Annotated in this window: 21 protein-coding genes; 11 read left to right on the top strand and 10 right to left on the bottom strand. The window is 66.5% G+C overall.

What is annotated here, in order from left to right; all coding sequences use genetic code 11:
• Window positions 1-66 precede the first annotated feature (66 nt).
• Window positions 67-678, bottom strand: coding sequence for an NAD(P)-dependent oxidoreductase (locus CDO44_RS16550; RefSeq protein WP_087781361.1), 612 nt, complete (start codon window positions 676-678; stop codon window positions 67-69).
• 312 nt (window positions 679-990) lie between these two features.
• Here CDO44_RS16550 and egtD point away from each other — a divergent pair, with 312 nt between their 5' ends.
• The 3 genes from egtD to CDO44_RS16535 are packed head-to-tail and all read left to right on the top strand — an operon-like array spanning window position 991 to window position 3492.
• On the top strand, window positions 991-1986 hold the full coding sequence (egtD, locus tag CDO44_RS16545; protein WP_087781360.1) for an L-histidine N(alpha)-methyltransferase: 996 nt from the start codon (window positions 991-993) through the stop codon (window positions 1984-1986).
• The gene (gene egtB / locus CDO44_RS16540; protein WP_087781359.1) at window positions 1983-3251 is read left to right on the top strand and encodes an ergothioneine biosynthesis protein EgtB; all 1269 of its coding nucleotides are present in this window, start codon (window positions 1983-1985) and stop codon (window positions 3249-3251) included. Before egtD ends, egtB begins: the two co-directional genes overlap by 4 nt.
• 10 nt (window positions 3252-3261) lie before the next feature.
• The gene (locus CDO44_RS16535) at window positions 3262-3492 is read left to right on the top strand and encodes a hypothetical protein (protein ID WP_087781358.1); all 231 of its coding nucleotides are present in this window, start codon (window positions 3262-3264) and stop codon (window positions 3490-3492) included.
• A 15-nt stretch (window positions 3493-3507) separates the two neighbouring features.
• On the opposite strand, the gene CDO44_RS16530 is transcribed toward CDO44_RS16535, so the two are convergent.
• Both CDO44_RS16530 and CDO44_RS16525 read right to left on the bottom strand, forming a co-directional pair.
• On the bottom strand, window positions 3508-5454 hold the full coding sequence (locus CDO44_RS16530; protein ID WP_087781357.1) for an AsmA family protein: 1947 nt from the start codon (window positions 5452-5454) through the stop codon (window positions 3508-3510).
• A gap of 50 nt (window positions 5455-5504) precedes the next feature.
• Window positions 5505-6947 (bottom strand): RNA polymerase factor sigma-54, encoded by a 1443-nt coding sequence (locus CDO44_RS16525; RefSeq protein WP_255407803.1) that lies wholly within the window; start codon window positions 6945-6947, stop codon window positions 5505-5507.
• A gap of 322 nt (window positions 6948-7269) precedes the next feature.
• Between CDO44_RS16525 and cls the strand changes: the two genes are divergently transcribed.
• Window positions 7270-8550, top strand: coding sequence for a cardiolipin synthase (cls, locus tag CDO44_RS16520; protein ID WP_233146222.1), 1281 nt, complete (start codon window positions 7270-7272; stop codon window positions 8548-8550).
• A 15-nt stretch (window positions 8551-8565) separates the two neighbouring features.
• On the opposite strand, the gene CDO44_RS16515 is transcribed toward cls, so the two are convergent.
• The gene (locus CDO44_RS16515; protein ID WP_087781355.1) at window positions 8566-9624 is read right to left on the bottom strand and encodes a sigma-54-dependent Fis family transcriptional regulator; all 1059 of its coding nucleotides are present in this window, start codon (window positions 9622-9624) and stop codon (window positions 8566-8568) included.
• A gap of 332 nt (window positions 9625-9956) precedes the next feature.
• Between CDO44_RS16515 and CDO44_RS16510 the strand changes: the two genes are divergently transcribed.
• From CDO44_RS16510 to CDO44_RS16495, 5 genes are all read left to right on the top strand, one after another.
• On the top strand, window positions 9957-10118 hold the full coding sequence (locus CDO44_RS16510; protein WP_087781354.1) for a DUF1328 domain-containing protein: 162 nt from the start codon (window positions 9957-9959) through the stop codon (window positions 10116-10118).
• Between the two features lie 27 nt (window positions 10119-10145).
• Complete coding sequence (locus tag CDO44_RS16505; protein ID WP_087781353.1) at window positions 10146-10466, top strand: YqjD family protein; 321 nt, start codon at window positions 10146-10148, stop codon at window positions 10464-10466.
• Between the two features lie 161 nt (window positions 10467-10627).
• Window positions 10628-12013, top strand: a complete 1386-nt coding sequence (locus tag CDO44_RS16500) for a sigma-54 dependent transcriptional regulator (protein ID WP_087781352.1) — start codon at window positions 10628-10630, stop codon at window positions 12011-12013.
• A gap of 25 nt (window positions 12014-12038) precedes the next feature.
• Window positions 12039-12215: a hypothetical protein gene (locus CDO44_RS27650; protein WP_158213311.1), complete on the top strand. Its 177-nt coding sequence runs from the start codon at window positions 12039-12041 to the stop codon at window positions 12213-12215.
• A 54-nt stretch (window positions 12216-12269) separates the two neighbouring features.
• Window positions 12270-12899: a hypothetical protein gene (locus tag CDO44_RS16495; RefSeq protein ID WP_233146221.1), complete on the top strand. Its 630-nt coding sequence runs from the start codon at window positions 12270-12272 to the stop codon at window positions 12897-12899.
• Between the two features lie 45 nt (window positions 12900-12944).
• Here the strand turns inward: CDO44_RS16495 and CDO44_RS16490 are convergent, their stop codons facing one another.
• The 6 genes from CDO44_RS16490 to fdxA form a co-directional block, all read right to left on the bottom strand.
• Window positions 12945-13232, bottom strand: coding sequence for a hypothetical protein (locus CDO44_RS16490; protein WP_087781351.1), 288 nt, complete (start codon window positions 13230-13232; stop codon window positions 12945-12947).
• A gap of 107 nt (window positions 13233-13339) precedes the next feature.
• Window positions 13340-13978 (bottom strand): endonuclease III, encoded by a 639-nt coding sequence (gene nth, locus CDO44_RS16485; RefSeq protein WP_087781350.1) that lies wholly within the window; start codon window positions 13976-13978, stop codon window positions 13340-13342.
• 34 nt (window positions 13979-14012) lie between these two features.
• Window positions 14013-14666, bottom strand: coding sequence for an electron transport complex subunit RsxB (gene rsxB, locus CDO44_RS16480; protein WP_087781349.1), 654 nt, complete (start codon window positions 14664-14666; stop codon window positions 14013-14015).
• A gap of 12 nt (window positions 14667-14678) precedes the next feature.
• Window positions 14679-15929: a polyhydroxyalkanoate depolymerase gene (locus CDO44_RS16475; protein ID WP_087781348.1), complete on the bottom strand. Its 1251-nt coding sequence runs from the start codon at window positions 15927-15929 to the stop codon at window positions 14679-14681.
• A 111-nt stretch (window positions 15930-16040) separates the two neighbouring features.
• Window positions 16041-16850, bottom strand: coding sequence for a ferredoxin--NADP reductase (locus CDO44_RS16470; protein ID WP_087781347.1), 810 nt, complete (start codon window positions 16848-16850; stop codon window positions 16041-16043).
• A 257-nt stretch (window positions 16851-17107) separates the two neighbouring features.
• Window positions 17108-17431 carry a ferredoxin FdxA gene (gene fdxA, locus CDO44_RS16465; protein ID WP_087781346.1) on the bottom strand — a complete coding sequence of 108 codons (324 nt, stop codon included), beginning with the start codon at window positions 17429-17431 and terminating at the stop codon, window positions 17108-17110.
• A gap of 216 nt (window positions 17432-17647) precedes the next feature.
• Between fdxA and panB the strand changes: the two genes are divergently transcribed.
• Together panB and pncB are read left to right on the top strand one after the other, a co-directional pair.
• The gene (gene panB, locus CDO44_RS16460; protein ID WP_087781345.1) at window positions 17648-18505 is read left to right on the top strand and encodes a 3-methyl-2-oxobutanoate hydroxymethyltransferase; all 858 of its coding nucleotides are present in this window, start codon (window positions 17648-17650) and stop codon (window positions 18503-18505) included.
• Window positions 18502-19698, top strand: a complete 1197-nt coding sequence (pncB, locus tag CDO44_RS16455) for a nicotinate phosphoribosyltransferase (RefSeq protein ID WP_087781344.1) — start codon at window positions 18502-18504, stop codon at window positions 19696-19698. The genes panB and pncB overlap by 4 nt, the downstream gene beginning before the upstream one ends.
• The last annotated feature ends 8 nt before the right edge of the window (window positions 19699-19706 follow it).

Genomic DNA, 19706 nt, shown 5'->3' with positions numbered 1-19706 from the left:
ATGTAACGCCGCCCACGGGCGCCCGCCGGCGCCCGCCGGCGGCCGTTGCCCGGTCGCGACGCCGGTTCAGTACCCCACGGTGAAGCGCTGCCGCACGTGCGAGGGATTCTCCACTTCATCCAGCATGGCGATGGCGAAGTCTTCCATCGATATCCAGCTGCGGCCGTCGGCCGCCGTAAGCAGCGCGTCGCCACCCAGGCGGAACTTGCCCGTGCGTTCGCCGGGCACGAACAGCGCCGACGGCGACAGGAACGTCCATTCCAGGTCCTTCTCCCGGCGCAGTCCATCCAGCCAGGCGCGGCCGGCCTGCGCTTCGGCCTTGTACTCGGGCGGGAAATCGGGGGTGTCGACGAGGGCCGCGCCGGGCGCGACTTCCAGGCTGCCCGCCCCGCCGACGACCAGCAGGCGGCTTACGCCGGCCTGCTTGACCGGCGCGACGACGGCATCCAGCGGTACCGGTTGGAAGCGTACGCCGCTGAGGACCGCATCGTGGCCCCGCAGCGCCGCGGCGAGCGCGGCGCCATCCGCGAGGTCGATGTTCCGCGTGACGAGTCCGGGCCGGGCGGCAAGCGACGAGGCATGGCGGGCGATGGCGGTGACCCGGTGGCCTCGCGAGAGAGCTTCGTCGACGAGGCGGCTGCCTACATTGCCGGTGGCGCCGATGATGGCGATGTTCATGAGAACTCCTTGAGAATCGCGGCGAACCCGGATGGTCCGCCAGGGCAGACGCCAGCTTATGAGGTGCGCTTGCCGGGAAAAACGGGGCTCGCCGCCATAGTTTGTTTCGGTTTCCGTGCAAATGCCTCGCGCTCCGACGCACGAAGGCCGTAGGCAAGCGTTACATCCTTTCTTGTCGATGCCTTGCCGCAGGCGTATAGATACGTGTGGTCAGAAACCGGGCACCGGACTTGCTGGGCGCTCGAGGCGGAATGGTTTCCGCTGTCCTAGGAGCCGATATTGACGACGATACGCCGAGGTCCTCCCCAGAGGATGGCCGGGACGAACAGCGCTTTTTCGATGGAGGGCGCCGCGGCGCGGGAGCGCCGCCACGATGGCGTCCCGATCGACAACCGGGCGGCGGAGCTGGCCGCCGGACTGCAGGCCGAACGGGCTTGCATCGATCCGAAGTTTCTCTATGACGCACAGGGCTGTGTGCTGTTCAACGCCATCTGCGAACTGGAGGAGTACTATCCCACGCGCACCGAACGGGCGATCTTCGAAGCCCATCGGGCCACCATCGCCCGCGCGCTGCCGTCCCGCATCCAATGGGTGGACCTGGGATGCGGGGACTGCGCGAAGTCCCGCGCCTGGCTCGGGCACGTCGATGCCTACCGCTATCTGGGCGTGGACATCGCCGCCGACTGGATACGCCGCGAAGTGGCTGCGCTGGGCCGGCAGTTCCCCCAGATCTCGTGCGTCCCCGTGGAGGCCGATTTCTCCGGTGACTTCGATCTTCACGGCAGCCTCGACGACCCGCAGGCCAACCCGCCGGTGTTTTTCTATCCGGGTTCGTCGATCGGCAATTTCTCGCCGGAACGGGCGATCGAATTCATGGCCGCGATATGCCGGGAGGCCGGCCCGCGGGGCAGCCTCCTGATCAGCGCGGATCTGCGCAAGGACCGCCGGACGATGGAACGCGCCTATGCGGACGACCTGGGTGTGACAGCCGCTTTCAATCGCAATGTGCTGCGTGTCTGCAACCGCGTGCTGGGCAGCGATTTCCAGCCGGCGGAATTCGCCCACGAGGCCGTTTTCGACGACGTCCATGGCCGGATCGAGATGCGGCTGCGCGCGCAGAAGCGGCAATGGGTGCAGTGGGGCGCATCCGGCCGCCTGTTCGAGTCCGGCGAAGCCATCGTGACCGAGCATTCGTACAAGTACACGCCCGAGCAGTTCGACGGCATGCTGGCCGCTGCCGGATTCTCGGTGCGCAACATGTGGACCGACCCGCGTTCGTGGTTCGGCGTGTTCCTGGCCCAGCGATGAACGCACGCGACGGAGCATCCACCCAGGACCTGCTGGCGCGGCGCGTGGCCTCCGTACGCGAGGCCACGCTGGCGCTGCTGGCCGGACTGTCCGCCGAGGACTGCATGCTGCAATCCATGCCCGAGGCGAGTCCGGTCAAGTGGCACATCGGGCATGTCGCATGGTTCTTCGAAACCTTCGTGCTCGAACCGAGGCAGCGCGAGTACCGGCCCTTCGATCCGGCCTTTCGCGAGCTGTTCAACTCCTACTACGTCGGGGTGGGCGAGCGCCACCCGCGCGGCCAGCGCGGGCTGCTGTCCCGCCCATCGCTGGAGCGCGTCCTGGCCTACCAACAATCGGTGCTGGAGCGGCTGCTGACATGGATGGACGAAGCCGCCCCGCCGGCCGGGGCGCTCGACCTGATCGAGCTGGGCCTGCAGCACGAACAGCAGCACCAGGAACTGATCGCCACGGATCTCAAGCATCACTTCTGGCACAACCCCCTGCTGCCCGCCTGGCGCCCGGTGGCGGGCGGCGTGCCGGGCGGCGCCCCCGGGCCGGCCGCGTTCCGCCGCTATGAAGCCGGGCTGGCGGAAATCGGGCACGACGGCGCGGGCTTTGCGTTCGACAACGAATCGCCGCGTCATCGCGTCTGGATCGAAGCGTTCGAACTGGCGCAAAGGCCGGTTTCCAACGGCGAGTATCTGGCCTTCGTCGACGACGGAGGTTATCGGCGGCCCGAGCTATGGCTGTCCGACGGCTGGGATGCCCGTTGCCGCCATGGGTGGGAGATGCCCTTGTATTGGATGCGGCAGGACGGCGGCTGGCATTGCTATACCACCTCCGGTCTTCGTCCGGTCGACGAGGCCGAGCCCGTGTGTCATCTGAGCTACTACGAGGCGGACGCGTATGCCCGCTGGGCCGGCGCCCGCTTGCCGACCGAACAGGAATGGGAACGGGCGGCGCTGCTGGCCCTGGAGGAAGAGGGCGGACGGGATGGCGATTTCGCCGAGGCAGGTTTCCTCCATCCGCAGCGGCTGCGCGCGGGCAAGGCCGCGTTCTTGGGCGGCGTCTGGGAGTGGACGCAGAGCGCCTATCTACCCTACCCGGGATTCCGCCCCGCCGCCGGCGCGGTGGGCGAATACAACGGCAAGTTCATGATCAACCAGATGGTGCTTCGGGGCGGCTCGTGCGCCACGCCGCGCAGCCACCTGCGCGCCACCTACCGCAACTTTTTCGCGCCGGCCTCGCGCTGGCAGTACGCCGGGCTGAGGTTGGCGCGCTAAGGAGAACCGCATGGCCGATTCAACCAAACGCAAGCCCGAGCAAACCCGGGCGCAGGACGAGATCGGGAGGACCGAGCCACGGCTTCCTCACGAGCACGACGAGTCGCACGACAGCCAGGAGAGCCCTCCTCGCGAGGTGATCGAGCAGGCCTACGAAGACGTGCAATCGGGACAGGAGGATACCGACCTGCGGGCCAGCGGCGGCAAGCGGCAGAAGACCGTGCCGCCCGACGAGCGCTGAGCGTCCGGGCGCGCGCTACCGCGACTTGCCGCCCTTGGCCGGCGCGCCGGCGTTGCGGCTCGCATCGCGCAGATTCGACAGCAGGCCCTGGCAGTCGGCGTCGGTACCCGGGCCGGTCTCGATCAGCGGGATCAGCGCCGCCAGCGGGTTGATGAAGCCCAGCGCGATGGATGCGCCGGCCCGCGTGAAGAGGGCCGCCTTGTCGATCTTGAAATCCGGATCGGCCAGCGTACCGCCGATGTCGATGGGCGAGCGCGCCGCCAGTATGCTTTTGTCCTTGGGCTGGGGCTCGAAGCGCAGGTTCAGGCGCTCGCTGCCGAAGTCGATCGTGCCGCTGCCGTCGATCCGGGTATCGTCGGTATCGATGACGAGGCCTTGCGCGGTCGCCACGCCGTCCTTCACCGCGAAGGTGGAGACCGCGCAACGCAACCGGGTCGTCTTGTCGCCGCCGATGAGGAAGCCGAGCGCCTGGCCCGCGTCCAGGCCGATGGCCTCGACCAGCAGGTTCGATATTTCTCCACCGGTCACCGCCAGCCCCAAGGTCCCGTCGGCGTGCGCCAGCATCGCCCTTACGGAATTGCCGGTGGTCTTGAGCTTGACGTCGGCGCCCAGCGTTCCTTCGCTTTTCTTCATCAGCTCGACGTCGGGGAAGAGCCGGTTCAGCCGCGCCCGACGCACGGCGATGCGGGCGTCGGTGCGGATCACGGACTGGCGTGCGTCCAGCGTGATGTCCGAGCGCAGATCGCCGCCGGCATAGCCGAAATTCAGCGGAGCCAGCTTGAGCACGCCATCCTTGAGGATGAGGTGGGCAGAAAAATCGTCGAACGCCCAGGGGCCGCGCACGCGCACGTCGCCCGCGTCCAGGGCGACGTCGGCATCGATCGCGTTGAGGCGCTCGAGCCGGAACTCGGCATCGGGAAGGACGCGCCGGTCGGCCGCGGCGGGCGCCTTCGCGGCCTCGCGGGCCGGCGCCTCGTCGCGCACGCCGATCAGGGGACCGAGGTCCTTCATGTCGAGCACGCGGCTCTTGAGCTTGGCGCGCAGCAGCGGCTTGTCCGGGCGCATCTCGTAGTGGGCGTCGCCCGCGATGTCGGTGGTGCCGATGCTGCCTTGCATGCCGGTGAGGTCGAAAGTCGTTCCCGCTCGCTTGAGGCGGCCCTTGATGCGATAGGGAGGGGTGGTGGGGAGCGGCAGGTTGATGTACGGATAGAGCGTGGAGAGCGTCGGCCCGGCGATGTCCAGCGCCACGTCCACTTGCGCATCGCCGAAGAGGTCGCCTACCTGGCCCTCGGCGCGGATGCGGGTCGGCCCCCCCTTGGCGTCGATGAAGAACGGAAACGGCGTGCCCGAGTCGCGCAGGGTCATGATGCCGCCGGTACGCGCCACGCCGCCGAACGCGCCGCCGTGGTATTTGCCGTTGAAGTCCAGCTTCATGCCGTAAGCCGGTCCGGAAGCCGGGGGCGCCTCGCTGTCGGCCCGCAGGTGCGCGGTCACGCCTAGCGCTCGGTCGTCGTAGTCCACCACCAGGCGGTTGAAGGAGAGAGCGCGCAGCGCGACATCTGGGGGAGGGCCCGAGTCCTCCTTTTGCGGCAGCGTCCAGTTGTTGGCGCCCGAGGCGTCCCGAGCGAGATGGGCCTGTCCGCCATCCACCGACAGCAGGTCGAGCACGATGGCCCGCTTGAGCAGCGGCAGCAGCCGGATATGGACCTCGACCGTCTCGGCCTCGATCATCTGCGCCGGTTGGGCCTGCGGAAGATTGGCGACCTGCAGCCCGTGGAGCCGGATGCGGGTGACGGGCCGTAGCCGCATCCGGAAGTCGTCCAGGGCGACCGGCCGGCCCAGTCTTTCGGTGGCCAGCCTCTCGACCGGCCCGCGCAGGAAACGCCAGTCGGTCAAGAGGGCGGCAACGACCAGAAGGACGATGAGGCCGGCAACGGCCGCGAGCAGTTTTGTGATTCGCATCGGCGGAATCCGCAAGAGGCCACGTGCCCCGATGTCACCGTTTTAATGGCTCAGGGATGTTTGCGCAATTCCGCCGGCGGCACTTTCATCAGGTCCCGGTACTTGGTGACCGTGCGCCGCGCCACGACCACGCCCTGCTCGGCCAGCATGCGGGTCAAGGCCACGTCGGAAAGCGGGTCGCGGCGGTTCTCGGCGGCGATCATGTCGCGGATCAGCGCCCGTACCGCCGCGGCCGAACAGCGGCCTCCCGTGTCGGTCGCGAGCTCGCGCGAGAAGAAATGCTTGAACTCGAATACGCCTCGCGGCGTGGCCATGTACTTGTTGTTGGTGGCGCGCGAGACGGTCGACTCGTGCAGGTCGAGTTCCTCGGCCACCTTGCGCAGCACCAGCGGCTTGAGCGCGATCTCGCCGTAGTCGAAGAATGTGCGCTGGTGGGCCACGATGGCCTCGGCCACGCGCTGGATGGTGGCAAAGCGCTGCTCCACGTTCCTTATCAGCCAGCGTGCCTCTTGCAGCTCCTGGGCCAGCGGCGGGCGGTCGTCGCAGCGCGCCTTGCGGAACAAGTTGGCGTAGGCCTGGTGCAGGCGGGCCTTGGGCATGACCGCGGGATTGGTGGTGATCACCCATTTGTTCTTGACCTTGCGGACGATCACGTCCGGCACGATGTGGTCGCTCTCGGGTTCGGCGAACGCCAGGCCGGGCCGGGGAGTCAGGCTGCGTATCAGGCGGCAGGCCACCGCGAGCTCTTCCTCGTTGCATCCCAGCTTGCGGCGCAGTTCCGCGGTCTCGCGCCGCGCCATGAGGTCGAGGTACTGGTCCGAGATGGCGATGGCCAGGGCCCGGCCCGGCGTGTCCGCGTCGTACGCTTCCAATTGCAGCCGCAGGCATTCGCCAAGGCTGCGGGCCGCCAGTCCCGGCGCATCCAGGTGCTGGACCAGCGTCAGCGCAACCATCCATTCGTCCTTGGTGGGAGGGGGAGTCACCGCCAGCGTGGTGGCCAGTTCATCGAGGTCCTGGCGCAGATAGCCGTCTTCGTCCAGCGCCTCGATGATGATCTCGGCCAGCAGGCGATCGCGCTCGCCAAGCCGATAGCCGCATAGTTGCTGGTGGAGGTAGTCGTGCAGGCCTACGGAACTGTGGGTCCATTGCCCGATGTCCGGGCGGTCGTCGCCGTCATCGTCGCGGACGCGGCTGGTGGGATAGGATCCGGCGTACGGTTCCGGATCGAAAGGCGGCGGTTCGGGATCTCGGGTTTCCGATCCTTCCGCCTGCACCGCCTCGCCGGCATTTCGATCGACCGGCAGCACCGATTCCTCGGCTTTGACGGCGGGGTCCTGGTCATCCTCTTCCAGGAAAGGGTTGTTTGCGATGGCTTGCTGCAGCTCTTGCGTGAATTCGAGTGCGGACATCTGCAATAGCTTGACCGACTGCTGGAGTCTTGGCGTCAAGGACAATTGCTGACGTACTCGCATGTCGTACGTGGCTTGTACCAATGCCGTCTCCCATGCTTGGGCCAGGCGGGGGCCTGGCCATTGAGGTGTCGCGATCCTTAACCTTGCAAGCTTCGTGCCAATCTGGAAACCGTAGGCAGCCGGGGCGAGACCATGGAAAATAGCGTGCAGCTCTTGCCGGTTCGGTAAGTTTTACCGGTGCGGACTTCGCCAGGCCAGAGTCCATCATCGACAGAACCTTGGGTGTCGTAACAGAATGAGAAAATTCTTTCGCGTCATCCTGTACGCGCTGTGCGCCGTCCTGCTGTGCCAGTGCGCAAGCCCGTTGCCGGACGTAGACGGGGGCGTCCCCCCGAGACAGAATGTGCGCATTTCCACCGATGCCGGGTGGCTGACGTATCGCGAGAGCCGGCGCATCATCGAGCGCCTGGATGCCGCCGGCAATGCCGGGGACTTTCTTGCACGCCATCTCCAGGTGGAAGAGGCGGTGGCCGATGCGCCGCTCGTGGCGGGCAACCAGGTGCAGCTTTTCGCCGACGGCCCCAGCACCTACCGGGCCATGGAAGCCGCCATCGGCGCCGCCAGGCGGTTCATCCACCTGGAGAGCTACATCTTCGAAGACGACGAGATCGGCAACCGGATCGCGGAGTTGCTGATCTCCAAGCGGACCCAAGGGGTGGCGGTTGCCGTCATGGTCGACGACATCGGCACGCTGTCCGTCCCGCCGGACCTGTTCGAGCGCATGCGGCAGGCCGGCATCCAGGTGGTCTTCTTCAATCCGGTCAATCCGCTCAAGAGTCGCGGCACCTGGTCCATCAACGAGCGTAGCCACCGGAAGATACTGGTGGTCGACGGCGAGGTCGCCTTCGTCGGAGGCATCAATCTGAGCGACGTCTACGCTTCGCGGCCGGTCGGCGGTTCCTCCCGCAGCGCGGCCGCCGACAAGAAGAACGCGCCTTGGCGCGACACGCACATCAGCATACGCGGGCCTGCCGTGCCCGACGTGGAGCGCGTCTTTCTCGAGGGGTGGCGCAGCCAGGGCGGCCCCGCGCTGGGCGACATCGACTTCCTGCCCCAGCAGCCGCGCCGCGGCCCGCACGTCGTGCGCATCCTCGTCAACAAACCGGGTGCGGACGATAACCACGCGATCTACCTGACACTGCTCTCCGCGATCAACAGTTCGCAGCGGTCCATCCATATCACCATGGCTTATTTCGTGCCGGACCCCGCCTTCATCGCCGCCTTGTGCGAAGCAGCCCGGCGCGGCGTGGACGTGGTGCTGCTGTTGCCGGGTTTCAGCGACTTCTCGATCGTGCTGCATGCCGGCCGTTCGCATTACGAAGAGCTGCTCAAGGCCGGCGTGAAAATCTACGAGCGCAAGGATGCGCTGCTGCACGCCAAGACCGCCGTCGTGGACGGTGTCTGGTCCACGGCGGGATCCAGCAACCTCGATTGGCGCAGCTTCACCTTGAATCACGAGATCAACGCGGTGATCCTCGGAGCAGAATTCGGAACCCAGATGGAAGCGCTGTTCGATGCCGACCGCCGCGCCTCCGAGCCGGTCGACTACGAGCAGTGGAAACGGCGGCCGATCTCCACGCGCTTCAAGGAGTTCCTGTCCCGCCTGCTGGAGCGCTGGCTGTAGCGGCGCGGCGGCCGGTCAGGTTTCGCCGTTGCCGTGCTTGTAGGTATCGAGCCGGTTGTAGAGCGTCTTGAGGCTGATGCCCAGCGTGCTGGCGGTCTGCCGCTTGTCGCCGCCGAAATGGGCGAGCGTGGCGAGGATGAGCTCGCGCTGGGCGTCCGGCAGCGGGATGCCCACGGCCAGCTCGAGGCTGCCTTCGCGGCGCACCACGCGCCGGTTGCGCGGCGCGGGTTCGGGGTTCTGCACCTCGACTTCCTCGTCGGCGAGGATGAAGGCCCGATGGACGGCGTTCTTCAGTTCTCGCACGTTGCCCGGCCAGTGATGCTGCCGCAGGTCGTCCAGCGTGCCCTTGGCAAAGCGCTTGCGGCTTTTCTCGGCGGCGTTGAGCTGTTCGAGGAAGCGGCGCGCCAGCAGCTCGATGTCCGAGGTGCGTTCGCGCAGCGGCGGCACGCGCAGCGGAAATACCGCCAGGCGGTAGAGCAGGTCTTCGCGGAATCGCCCTTCCTGCACGGCCACCTGGGGATCACGGTTGGTGGCGGCGATCACCCGGACGTCGGTGGAGATCTGCTCTGTGCCGCCGACGCGATGGAAGCTGGCGGTTTCGAGCACGCGCAGCAGCTTGATCTGCATGTCGGGCGCCATCTCCGTGATCTCGTCCAGGAAGATCGTCCCGCCCGCCGCGCGCTCGAAGTACCCGGCATGTTGCTGTACCGCACCGGTGAAGCTGCCTTTCTCGTGGCCGAACAGCTCGCCCTCGATGAGGGTGGCCGGGATGGCGCCGCAGTTGACCGGTATGAACGGGCCGCCGCTGCGCGGACTTTTCTCGTGCAAGGTGCGGGCGACCAGTTCCTTGCCGGTGCCGCTTTCGCCGATGATGAGCACGGTCAGCGCTGTGGGTGCGACCTTTGCGATCTGCTGATACAGGTCGCGCATGGGAGCGGAGGCGCCATACAGCAGGCCGTAGTGGTCGCGTGGCGGTTCCACCCGGGGCGGCTCGGCCGAGTGGCCTGCGCCGCCGTCGGAAGCGAACGGTGTGTCGGTATCGAGAGTCGGCGCCAGGGCTTCGTCAGGGCGCATTGCCTGTTCCTTCCGCATTGATCTCCAGGGGTGGCGTGCCGAGGGCGGGAGTGCCCCGTCGGGCGGGAACTGTCATTCTAAGCAGACCTGGGGGCCTGGCGGCGCCCGGCGGCCGGAAGCATGGTAACGGGCTGTCGCAACGCCCATCCGTCCAAGGGGAATTTACAAGTTTTCATGTAATTCTTACCTATTGCTTGCACTTAGACCAGCACGCGCTGCGAACGGCTGCGCGGTTTTCGGTGCACGGTATGAAAACTGCGCCCGGCCCACGCATCGGACGCCGGGGAGTCGCCGTCGCCTGCCGTTCTGTCACTCTATACAAGGAGTAAGCAATGTTGCGATGGGCCGCCATTTTCTTCGTAATTGCATTGATTGCCGCGTTGTTCGGTTTCGGGGGGATTGCCTCCGGCGCGGCGGAAATCGCGAAAATCCTGTTTTATATTTTCGTCATCGTCTTTGTGGTGACGCTGTTGCTGGGCGCATTCCGAAGATAGCGCCCGGCCGTCGATACGGGAGCGGAGATGGGTTCGTATTCGGGTGATTGGCTGCGCGGGAAGGACAGGGCCGTCGACCATGTCCGCGGCGTGGTGGAGGACGCCGAGGCACTGCTCAAGACCACGGCGGGCTACACCAGCCAGGAGCTGGAGGCGGCCCGCCGGCGGCTGCACGACGAATTGGAGCGTGCGCGCGAGCTGTATCACGAGGCGCAGCGCAGTGCCGTCGATTCCTACCGCCAGGCGTCCGCCCATACCGATGCCTATGTCCGCGACAATCCCTGGCGGGCCGTGGGCATTGCCGCCGCGGTGGGGGTGGTGATCGGCCTGCTCGCCATGCGGCGCTGACAGGCCTGCGCACCGGTCCCGCTTCGGGGCAAAATAACGGCGCCGGCAGCGCCGCCGACAAGTAGTCATGGATCTCAGGCCATGGCGGACGCCTTGGCCGCGCCTACAGGGCGTGGCCACGGACGTACGGCATGGCCTGCATTATCGAGGAGCCACAACGCATGCCGCATGTCCTGATCGTGGATGACGAACCGAACACCCGGGCCGCCCTGGCGGAGATCGTCGGTGCCGAGGGGTTCACCACGGCCGTGGCGGGCGACCTCAGGGAGGCCCGCATCCAGATCGTGCGCCAGAGTCCCGACGTCGTCCTGACCGACCTCAAGCTGCCGGACGGCAGCGGCATGGACCTGTTCAAAGAGCTGGACCCTTCGATCCCGGTCGAAGTCATCCTCATCACCGGCCACGCCAGCGTCGAGAGCGCGGTCGACGCGCTCCGGCTGGGCGCGGCGGACTATCTCATCAAGCCGATCAACATGCAGCGGCTCAAGGCCATCCTGGACCGCATCCCGCGGGCCGGCGATCTCAAGGCCGAGATCGGTTCGCTACGGGGGGAACTGCGGCGGTTCGGCCGCTTCGGCCGCATGCTGGGCAGCTCCGCGGTCATGCAGGATCTCTACGACCAGATCGGCAAGGTGGCGCCGACCGAGGCGACCGTCCTGCTGATCGGCGAGAGCGGCACCGGCAAGGAGCTCGCCGCCCAGACGCTGCACGACCTCAGCCTGCGCCGCAAGCGGCCCTTCCTGGCGGTCAACTGCGGCGCGATCTCGCCCAACCTGATCGAAAGCGAGATGTTCGGCCACGAACGCGGCAGCTTCACCGGCGCGGAACGGCAGCACAAGGGCTACTTCGAGCGGTCGCACGGCGGGACGCTGTTTCTCGACGAAATCACCGAGATGCCGATCGAACTGCAGGTCAAGCTGCTGCGCGTGCTCGAAACGGGCGTTTTCATGCGGGTGGGGACCAACCAGGAAATCGAATGCGACGTCCGCATCATCGCCGCCACCAACCGCAATCCGCAGGAGGCGGTGGCTGAAGGCAAGCTGCGGGAGGACCTCTACCATCGGCTGAACGTCTTCCCCATCCACCTGCCTCCACTGCGCGAGCGCGCCAAGGACGTCGAGCTGCTGGCGCAGAGCTTCCTCGACCAGCTGAATGAAACCCACAAGACCTCCAAGGCCTTCTCCCCGGCGATGCTGGCCGACATGGCATCGCATGCGTGGCCGGGTAACGTGCGCGAACTGAAGAACTATGTGCACCGCGCCTTCATCATGACCGACGGCGGGCTCATCGATACGGTGGCTGCGCCCATACAGCTCGCTCCGGCCAGCAAGGCGGAAAGCGAGCCCATCGTCACCATTCCCGTGGGCATGTCGCTTGCTGAAGCCGACAAGCGACTGATTTTCGCCACCCTGCAGCATTGCGGCGGCGTCAAGAAGCACGCCGCCGAGGTGCTGGGCATCAGTCTGAAGACGCTCTACAACCGGTTGGAGGACTACGCAGCGACCGACGCCCGCGAGGCCGACGTGCAAGACGTGCCGGTTTCCTGAGACCGCCCCTGCCAACGGAGGCCCTATGCCTGACCTGCTCTTGCACACCGTTCCGCCCGATCCGCCGGTCAAGGATCCGCCTCCCGTGGGCGATCCTCCCCGACAGCCGGTGGGCGATCCGCCCGTGCCGCCGGCGCAGGAGCCCGATCCCATCGATCCCGACCTGCCGCCTCCGCCGCCGACGCCGCCGGAAGAGGAGTGACCCCCGGCACGCTACATGCTGCAGTTTCCGCGTTCCTCAACCAAGGAGACTGCCGTGTCGCTCATCGTCGCCGCCCGTTTCGATTCCTTTCCCGAGGCCGAGAACGCCGGTCGCCAGCTGTTCGCGGCCGGCTTCGCCCCTGAGGACGTCTCGATATTCTTCGTCAATCCCGCAGGCCAGCATGATCGCTATCCGCTGGGCGGGGACCAGGCCGCCGATCCCGGGTCGCGCAAGACCAAGCACGGGGCCGTGGCCGGCGCCGCGCTGCTCGGCCTGATCGGGGCCGTCATCGGCAGCGTCGTGTGGCTGTACGCGGCAGGATCGGTCCTGGCCCTGGTCATCGCCGTGGGCGTGGGGGCATACATCGGTTCCCTCGGCGGGGCGCTGGTCGCCACCCGCAGCGCGGCCCGCGCCTACCGTGCCGGGCATAGCACCGGCATGCGGCGCGCGGGGGTACTGACCGCCGTGCACGTCACCGTGGCCTCCGAGGCCGCCGCCGCGCAGGTGCTGCGCGATTGCGGCGGCAAGGACGTGGAAAAGGCTCAGGGCAGATGGCGCGACGGGGACTGGGTGGATTTCGATCCGGTCGCGGCGCCGGTGCTCAGCGACAAAGTCCAGGCCCGTCCGTCGGACGGCCTGGACAGCCACCCCAGGCCCAATTCTCGGCAAACCGTGCAGCCTTAGCGCCGCACGAAGGCGGCGGACCGCCGCCGCCTCTTTCCGCAGGACCTAGCGGTGGCGAGTGGCGTCGTCCTCGTCGTCGCCGGGATGGGAACGCGCCAGGCGTTCTTCGTCGACCACCTCGTCCGGCAGCACATCGCTGCCGGTCCGTTCTTCTTCCTCGGGATCCACGGATACGCGTTCGCCGGTGCCGCCCGAGTCGGTGCCGGCCTCGTCGTCCGGCAGGCCCGCGAGGTCGCTTCCCGAATCCGACGTGTCGCTGGGCCCGAGCTTGCCATGTTTGCTGCTGTCGTCGGGCTGGCTCTCGGTGGTGCCCAGCACGGTACTGTTGGCCATTGCATGCTCCTTTGCGAGTAGCTCGGTAAGGGGATTGTCACGCCCGGTGACGACCCGTTCAAGCCGGAGGCCGCAAGCCGCATGCCCGAGCTGGCGCCGGGGCGGCTTCACTCGGGGGGCGTCTTGTCCTTGTACTCGCACAGGTCGGCGATGCCGCATTGCGGGCACTTGGGCTTGCGCGCGACGCAGATGTAGCGTCCATGCAGGATCAGCCAGTGATGCGCGTCCAGCAGGAATTCCTTGGGCACCACCTTGAGCAGGCGGTCCTCGACCTCGCGCACCGTCTTGCCCGGGGCGATGCGGGTGCGATTGGCCACGCGGAAAATATGCGTGTCGACCGCCATCGCGACCTGTCGGAAAGCCGTGTTGAGGACGACGTTGGCGGTCTTGCGGCCGACGCCCGGCAGCGCTTCCAGCGCTTCGCGGCTGGCCGGCACCTCGCCGCCGTATTGCTCGAGCAGGATGCGACAGGTCGCGATGACGTTCTTGGCTTTCGTCTTGTACAGGTTGATGGTCCGCACATACTCGATCAGCCCTTCTTCGCCGAGAGCCAGCAGCTTGTCGGGCGTGCCGTACTCGGGGAAGAAGCGGCGCGTGGCGAGATTGACCGATTTGTCGGTGGCCTGGGCGGACAGGATGACGGCGATCAGCAGTTGGAAGGTCGATCCGTATTCCAGCTCGGTCCTGGGGGAAGGGTTGGCGGCGTGCAGGCGCTCGAAAATGGTGTGGCGTTTGGCGGAATTCATGCGGACACGGCTCGTGCCGTTGTTGTGGTGAGAGTCAATGCGCGCGCCGGGAGCGAGCCCGGGCGAGGGCGGCCTCCAGTATGGCACGCTTGCGCTCGGCAGCTTCGTCGGCGGCGTTGCGGGGCGGCGTTGCCGTATCGGCTGCGGCCGGTTCGCGCCGGCGCAATTCGGACCGGGCGCGCAGCCGCTCCTGGTCCTCCCGGCTTTCGCGCGCGAGGCGTTCCTGCCGCCGACGATAACGCAGCCTGGCTGCGTCGGCGTCTCGCGCGGTCCAGCTTCGTCCAGGCTCGACAGGTTCCATGGCTATGCAATCCACGGGGCAGGGCGCCACGCACAGGTCGCAGCCCGTGCAGAGGTCCGCCAGGACGGTATGCATGACCTTGTTGGCGCCGACGATGGCGTCCACGGGACAGGCGCGGATGCACAAGGTGCAGCCTATGCAGTGCTGTTCGTCGATGCACGCTACTTGCAGCGGCTGGTGGCGGCCGCGCGTTTCGTCCAGCGGCAGCCGCGGCCGGCCGAGCAATGCGGCCAGTTTGGCGATGCCTTCATCGCCGCCCGGCGGACACCGGTTGATGGGCGCTTCGTCCTGCGCGACGGCCTGGGCATACGGCCGGCAGCCGTCGTAGCCGCATTTGGTGCATTGCGTCTGCGGCAGTTGCGCATCGATCAGATCGACCAGGTCCACGCCGCGTCCTCGTCAGGCCGGGTCGCTGTGCTGGCGGATGAACTGGGCGATCTGGGGGCAGATGACCTCGCGCCAGCGCCGGCCCGAGAAAATGCCGTAATGGCCGCAGCGCGGAGCGGTGAAATGGCGCTTGCGGGCGGCGGGAATGCCGCTGCACAGGTCCTGCGCGGCCTGCGTCTGGCCGGATCCCGAGATGTCGTCGAGTTCGCCTTCGATGGTGAAAAGCGCCACGGACTCGATGTCCGCCGGCTTGACGAGCTTGCCGTGCACCTTCCAGAGGCCACGCGGCAGCTGGAATTCCTGGAACACGATGCGTATGGTGTCGAGGTAGTACTCGGCGGGCATGTCGAGCACCGCGTTGTATTCGTCGTAGAAGCGGCGATGCGCCTCGGCGTCCTCGTCGTCGCCCCGCACCAGGTCGAGGTAGAAGTCGTAATGGGACTTCAGGTGCCGGTCGGGATTCATGCTGACGAAGCCCGCATGCTGCAGAAAGCCCGGGTATACCTTGCGGCCGGCGCCAGGGAAGCGGGGCGGCACGCGATGGATGAGGTTGTTCTCGAACCAGGAATATGGCTTGGTGGTGGCCAGGTTGTTCACCTGGGTGGGCGATTTGCGCGGATCGATGGGGCCGCCCATCATGATCATGCTGCGCGGCAGCTTGGGATCGTGTTCCGAAGCCATCAGCGACACCGCCGCCAGCACCGGTACCGTAGGCTGGCACACCGATATGACGTGGACCTCGGGCCCCAGCTGGCGGATGAAATCCCGGATGTAGTCCACGTAATCGGCCAGGTGGAACGGCCCCGCCGAGTCCGGCACCATGCGCGCGTCGATCCAGTCCGTGACGTACACGTCGTGTTCGGGCAGCAGTGCCCGGACCGTGTCGCGCAGCAGCGTCGCGTGGTGGCCCGACAGCGGCGCCACCAGCAGCACCGTGGGGTCCGGCTTGCGCCTGGCGTGCTTGCGCGCCTCCACGGGAGTGCGCACGAAATGCACGAGATTACAGAAGGGCCGGGCCGCGGCGATCTGTTCGGTCACGACGGCCTGGACGCCGTCCATGGTGGTGGAAGCCAGCCCCCAGGCGGGTTTCTCGTAGTCCTTGCCGAGCCGGTACAGCAGCTCGTATCCGGCCGCCAGGCGCCGGGACATCGGCGTATAGGCGAGCGGGCTGTAGGGGTTCGAGAAAAGCTGGGCCGTCGCGTCGGCAAAGTGAGCGAACGGCGTCAGCAGCGCGCGCTGCCATTCATGCAATTGATACAGCATCTCTGCTCCAGACCACAGGGGGCAATCGATTATTGCCGCTGGACCGATTATATTGCAATGCACAATCTCCTTTCGGCAACACCGTGGAGAGGGCAGGAAACTAGTATCCGTTTACCAGTAATTTTCGACCGCCAGATTGCCTGGCTTGCCGCGGCGCGACGTGCCGAAACCGCGTTCGGCCAGCAGCTTGCGCAGGTCGGATACCATCTCGGGGTTTCCGCACAGCATGACGCGCGACCGCGCGGGGTCCAGCGTGACCCCCGCCCGTCGCTCCAGTTCGCCGCTGGCGATCAGCGTCGTGATGCGGCCGTTCATCGCGCCTTCCACCTTTTCACGGGTGATCGAGGGCAGGTAGATCAGCTTGCCCGGCTGCTCGCGGCAGAATTCGCCGAATACCTCGTGGTCGCGCAGTCCCTCGATGGTGTCCCGGTAGACCAGCTCTTCGGCGGTGCGTACGCTGTGGACGACGATGAGATGGTCATACGTTTCCCAGACCTCCAGGTCCTGCAGGACGGAGACGAACGGGGCCAGTCCCGTGCCCGAGGCCAGCATCCACAAGTCCTTGCCCGCCGGGAATGCGGCCGTGGTCAGAAAGCCGAAATTGGTCTTGTCCACGTAGATCTTGTCGCCCTCGCGCAAATGCTCCAGCGCGCTGGTGAACTCGCCTTCCGGCACGACGATGGAAAAGAACTCCAGGAAGTCATCGTACGGTGCCGACACGATCGAATACGCCCGCCACACGATGCGCCGCCCGGAGCCATCCTCGGCCGCGGGATCCGGCCGCTCGATCCCCAGCCGCGCGAACTGCCCCGGCACGAAACGAAAGCCCGGCGAGCGCGTCGTACGGAACGAGAACAGCTTGTGCGGCACCCAGGTCTTGACCCAGGTAACTGTTTCGACGGTGTATTTTTCAGCGGTCATGAATGTGGCTCCCCCCTACGCGCTGACGCGCGCCCCCCAGGGGGCGGCACTGGCGGACCGGCAAAGCCGGATCCGCTGTGCCCTGGGGTACTACCAGGCTGATCAAGGGCGGCGTTTTTTCCTCGGCTTTCTACCGATGTGGCGAAAAGACGCCGTACGTTGTCAGCCTGGTAGTACCCCAGGATGCGGTGGATCCGGCTCTGCCGGTCCACCCGCATCGCCCCCTGGGGGGCGCGCGTCAGCGCGTAGGGGGGGGTCTACCTCTCTAGGAGTTCCAGCTTGCCTTCCTTGTCCTTCCACTCGTCGGCGTCGGGCAGGGGGGGCTTGGTACGCGTGATGCTGGGCCAGTTTTGCGAAAGTTCGGCGTTGAGCTGGATGAAGTGCACCTGCTCGGCTGGTACGTCTTCCTCGGCCAGGATGGCGTTGGCCGGGCATTCAGGGATACAGACGGCGCAGTCGATGCACTCGTCCGGGTCGATCACCAGGAAGTTGGGGCCTTCGCGAAAGCAGTCCACCGGGCAGACGTCAACGCAATCGGTGTATTTGCACTTGATGCAGTTCTCGGTGACGACGTGAGTCATATGCGGCTCCAGAACGGGCTGGAATAAAAGTTCAGGTCAGCCCATCATTTTACCGGACTGGCGAAATCCGGCCGGCATACCCCTAAGGGAGCCATGGGCGGGGGCCGGCGCCGCCCGGGCTTATCCATTCCGGCAGGGTGGCCTTGGCCGCGGGTAAATCCCCTCTTGTGCTATTTTCCCTGGTTACGCACAACAGGCATCACTGGAGACCGTACGATGCGATCCACCCTGAACGCCCTGCGCAAGAAGCTTGCCGCGGGCCGCAAGATTTCCATGCTGACGTGTTACGACGCCGGTTTCGCCAAGGTCATGGAGGACGCAGAGGTCGATTGCATCCTGGTCGGCGACACGCTGGGCATGCTCGTGCAAGGGAGGGACTCCACGCTGCCGGTGCAATTGCAGGATATCGCCTACCACGTCTCGTGCGTGGCCCGGGGCACCCGGCGGCCGTTCCTGCTCGCCGACATGCCCTTCGGCACCTATCAGGAAAGCCCGCAGCAGGCGCTGCGCAACGCGGTGACGCTGATGCAGGCGGGCGCGCAGATGGTCAAGATCGAAGGCGGCGCCGAGCTCGCGCCCACCATCGAGCTGCTGGTGCGCAGCGGCATCCCGGTGTGCGGCCACATCGGCCTGCTGCCTTCCCACGTGCACGCGCTGGGCGGCTATCGCGTGCAGGGCAAGGAGGACGCCGAAGCCCGGCGCATCGTGGCCGACGCCAAGGCGGTCGAGGCGGCCGGCGCCGCGATGATGGTGATCGAGGCCGTGCCCGATCCCGTGGCGCGCCAGGCATGCGAGGCGGTGGGGCTCATCACCATAGGCATCGGCGCCTCGGTGGCCTGTTCCGGGCAGGTGCTGGTCATGCACGATATGCTGGGCCTGACCGCCACGCCCGCCAAGTTCGTCAAGAACTACATGGTCGGGGCGCCGGCGGGCGGAGACGCCGTGCTGCAGGCTTTCCGCCGCTACGTCCAGGAAGTCGAGACCGGCGCGTTTCCCGGCGCCGAACACGTCTACGGCATGGCGGGCGGCAACATCGGCACTCCCTATGGCAACCAGAGCGGCCCGCAGTCATGATCATCACGTCTTTGCTGGATACCGACCTCTACAAGTTCACCATGATGCAGGTCGTCCTGCATCACTTTCCCGCCGCGCAGGTCGAATACAAGTACAAGTGCCGCACGCCGGGAATCGACTTGCATCCCTATGTGGACGAGATCCGCGAAGAAATCGAAGCCCTGTGCGAACTGCGCTTCACCGAGGAAGAGCTGGCCTACCTCGGGAGCCTGCGCTTCATCAAGAGCGACTTCGTCGACTTCCTCGGGCTGTTCCACCTGCCCAAGCGCTGCATCTCGGTCGCCAAGTCGGCATCGCCGGGGGAACTCGACATCATCGTCCAGGGGCCCTGGCTGCACACGATCCTGTTCGAGATCCCGGTGCTCGCCATCATCAACGAGGTCTATTTCCGCAACAACCACCTGGTGCCAGCCTATGCCGAAGGGCGGCAGCGCCTGATGAGCAAGGTGGAGATGGTGCGCGGCGACCCGGCGCTGCGCGATTTCCACATCGCCGACTACGGCACCCGCCGGCGTTTCTCCAAGGCCTGGCACGAGGAAGTGGTCATCACGCTCAAGGACCAGATGCGGGAGAATTTCGCCGGCACCAGCAACGTGTACTTCGCCATGAAGCACGGCCTCACGCCGCTGGGCACCATGGCGCACGAATACCTGCAAGCCTGCCAGGGGCTGGGCCCGCGCCTGCGCGATTCGCAGATCTACGGTTTCGAGGTCTGGGCGCGCGAATACCGCGGCGACCTGGGCATCGCGCTGTCCGACGTGTACGGCATGAGCGCCTTCCTGCGCGACTTCGACATGTACTTCTGCAAGCTGTTCGACGGCGCACGCCACGATTCGGGCGATCCCTTCAGCTGGGGCGAGCGCCTGATCGAACACTACAAGCAGAACCGGGTCGATCCGCGCGCCAAGACGCTGGTGTTCTCCGACGGCCTGACCTTCCCGCTGGCCATCAAGCTGGCCAAGCATTTCGCGGGCCGCTGCACCACGGCCTTCGGCATCGGCACGAACCTGACCAACGACCTGAGCTACCAGCCGCTGCAGGTGGTCATGAAGATGGTCAAGTGCAACGGCCAGCCGGTGGCCAAGGTGTCCGACACGCCCGAGAAGACCATGTGCGAAGACAAGGCGTACCTGGCGTATCTGCGGCAGGTGTTCGAGATCCCGCCGGAACAGACGGACGGCGGGGACGACTGAGCGGGGGG

Source organism: Pigmentiphaga sp. NML080357 (assembly GCF_002188465.1).
Classification (GTDB): domain Bacteria; phylum Pseudomonadota; class Gammaproteobacteria; order Burkholderiales; family Burkholderiaceae_B; genus Pigmentiphaga.
The sequence above is the reverse complement of the archived record's forward strand: the minus strand, read 5'-3'. Positions and strand labels throughout refer to the sequence as shown.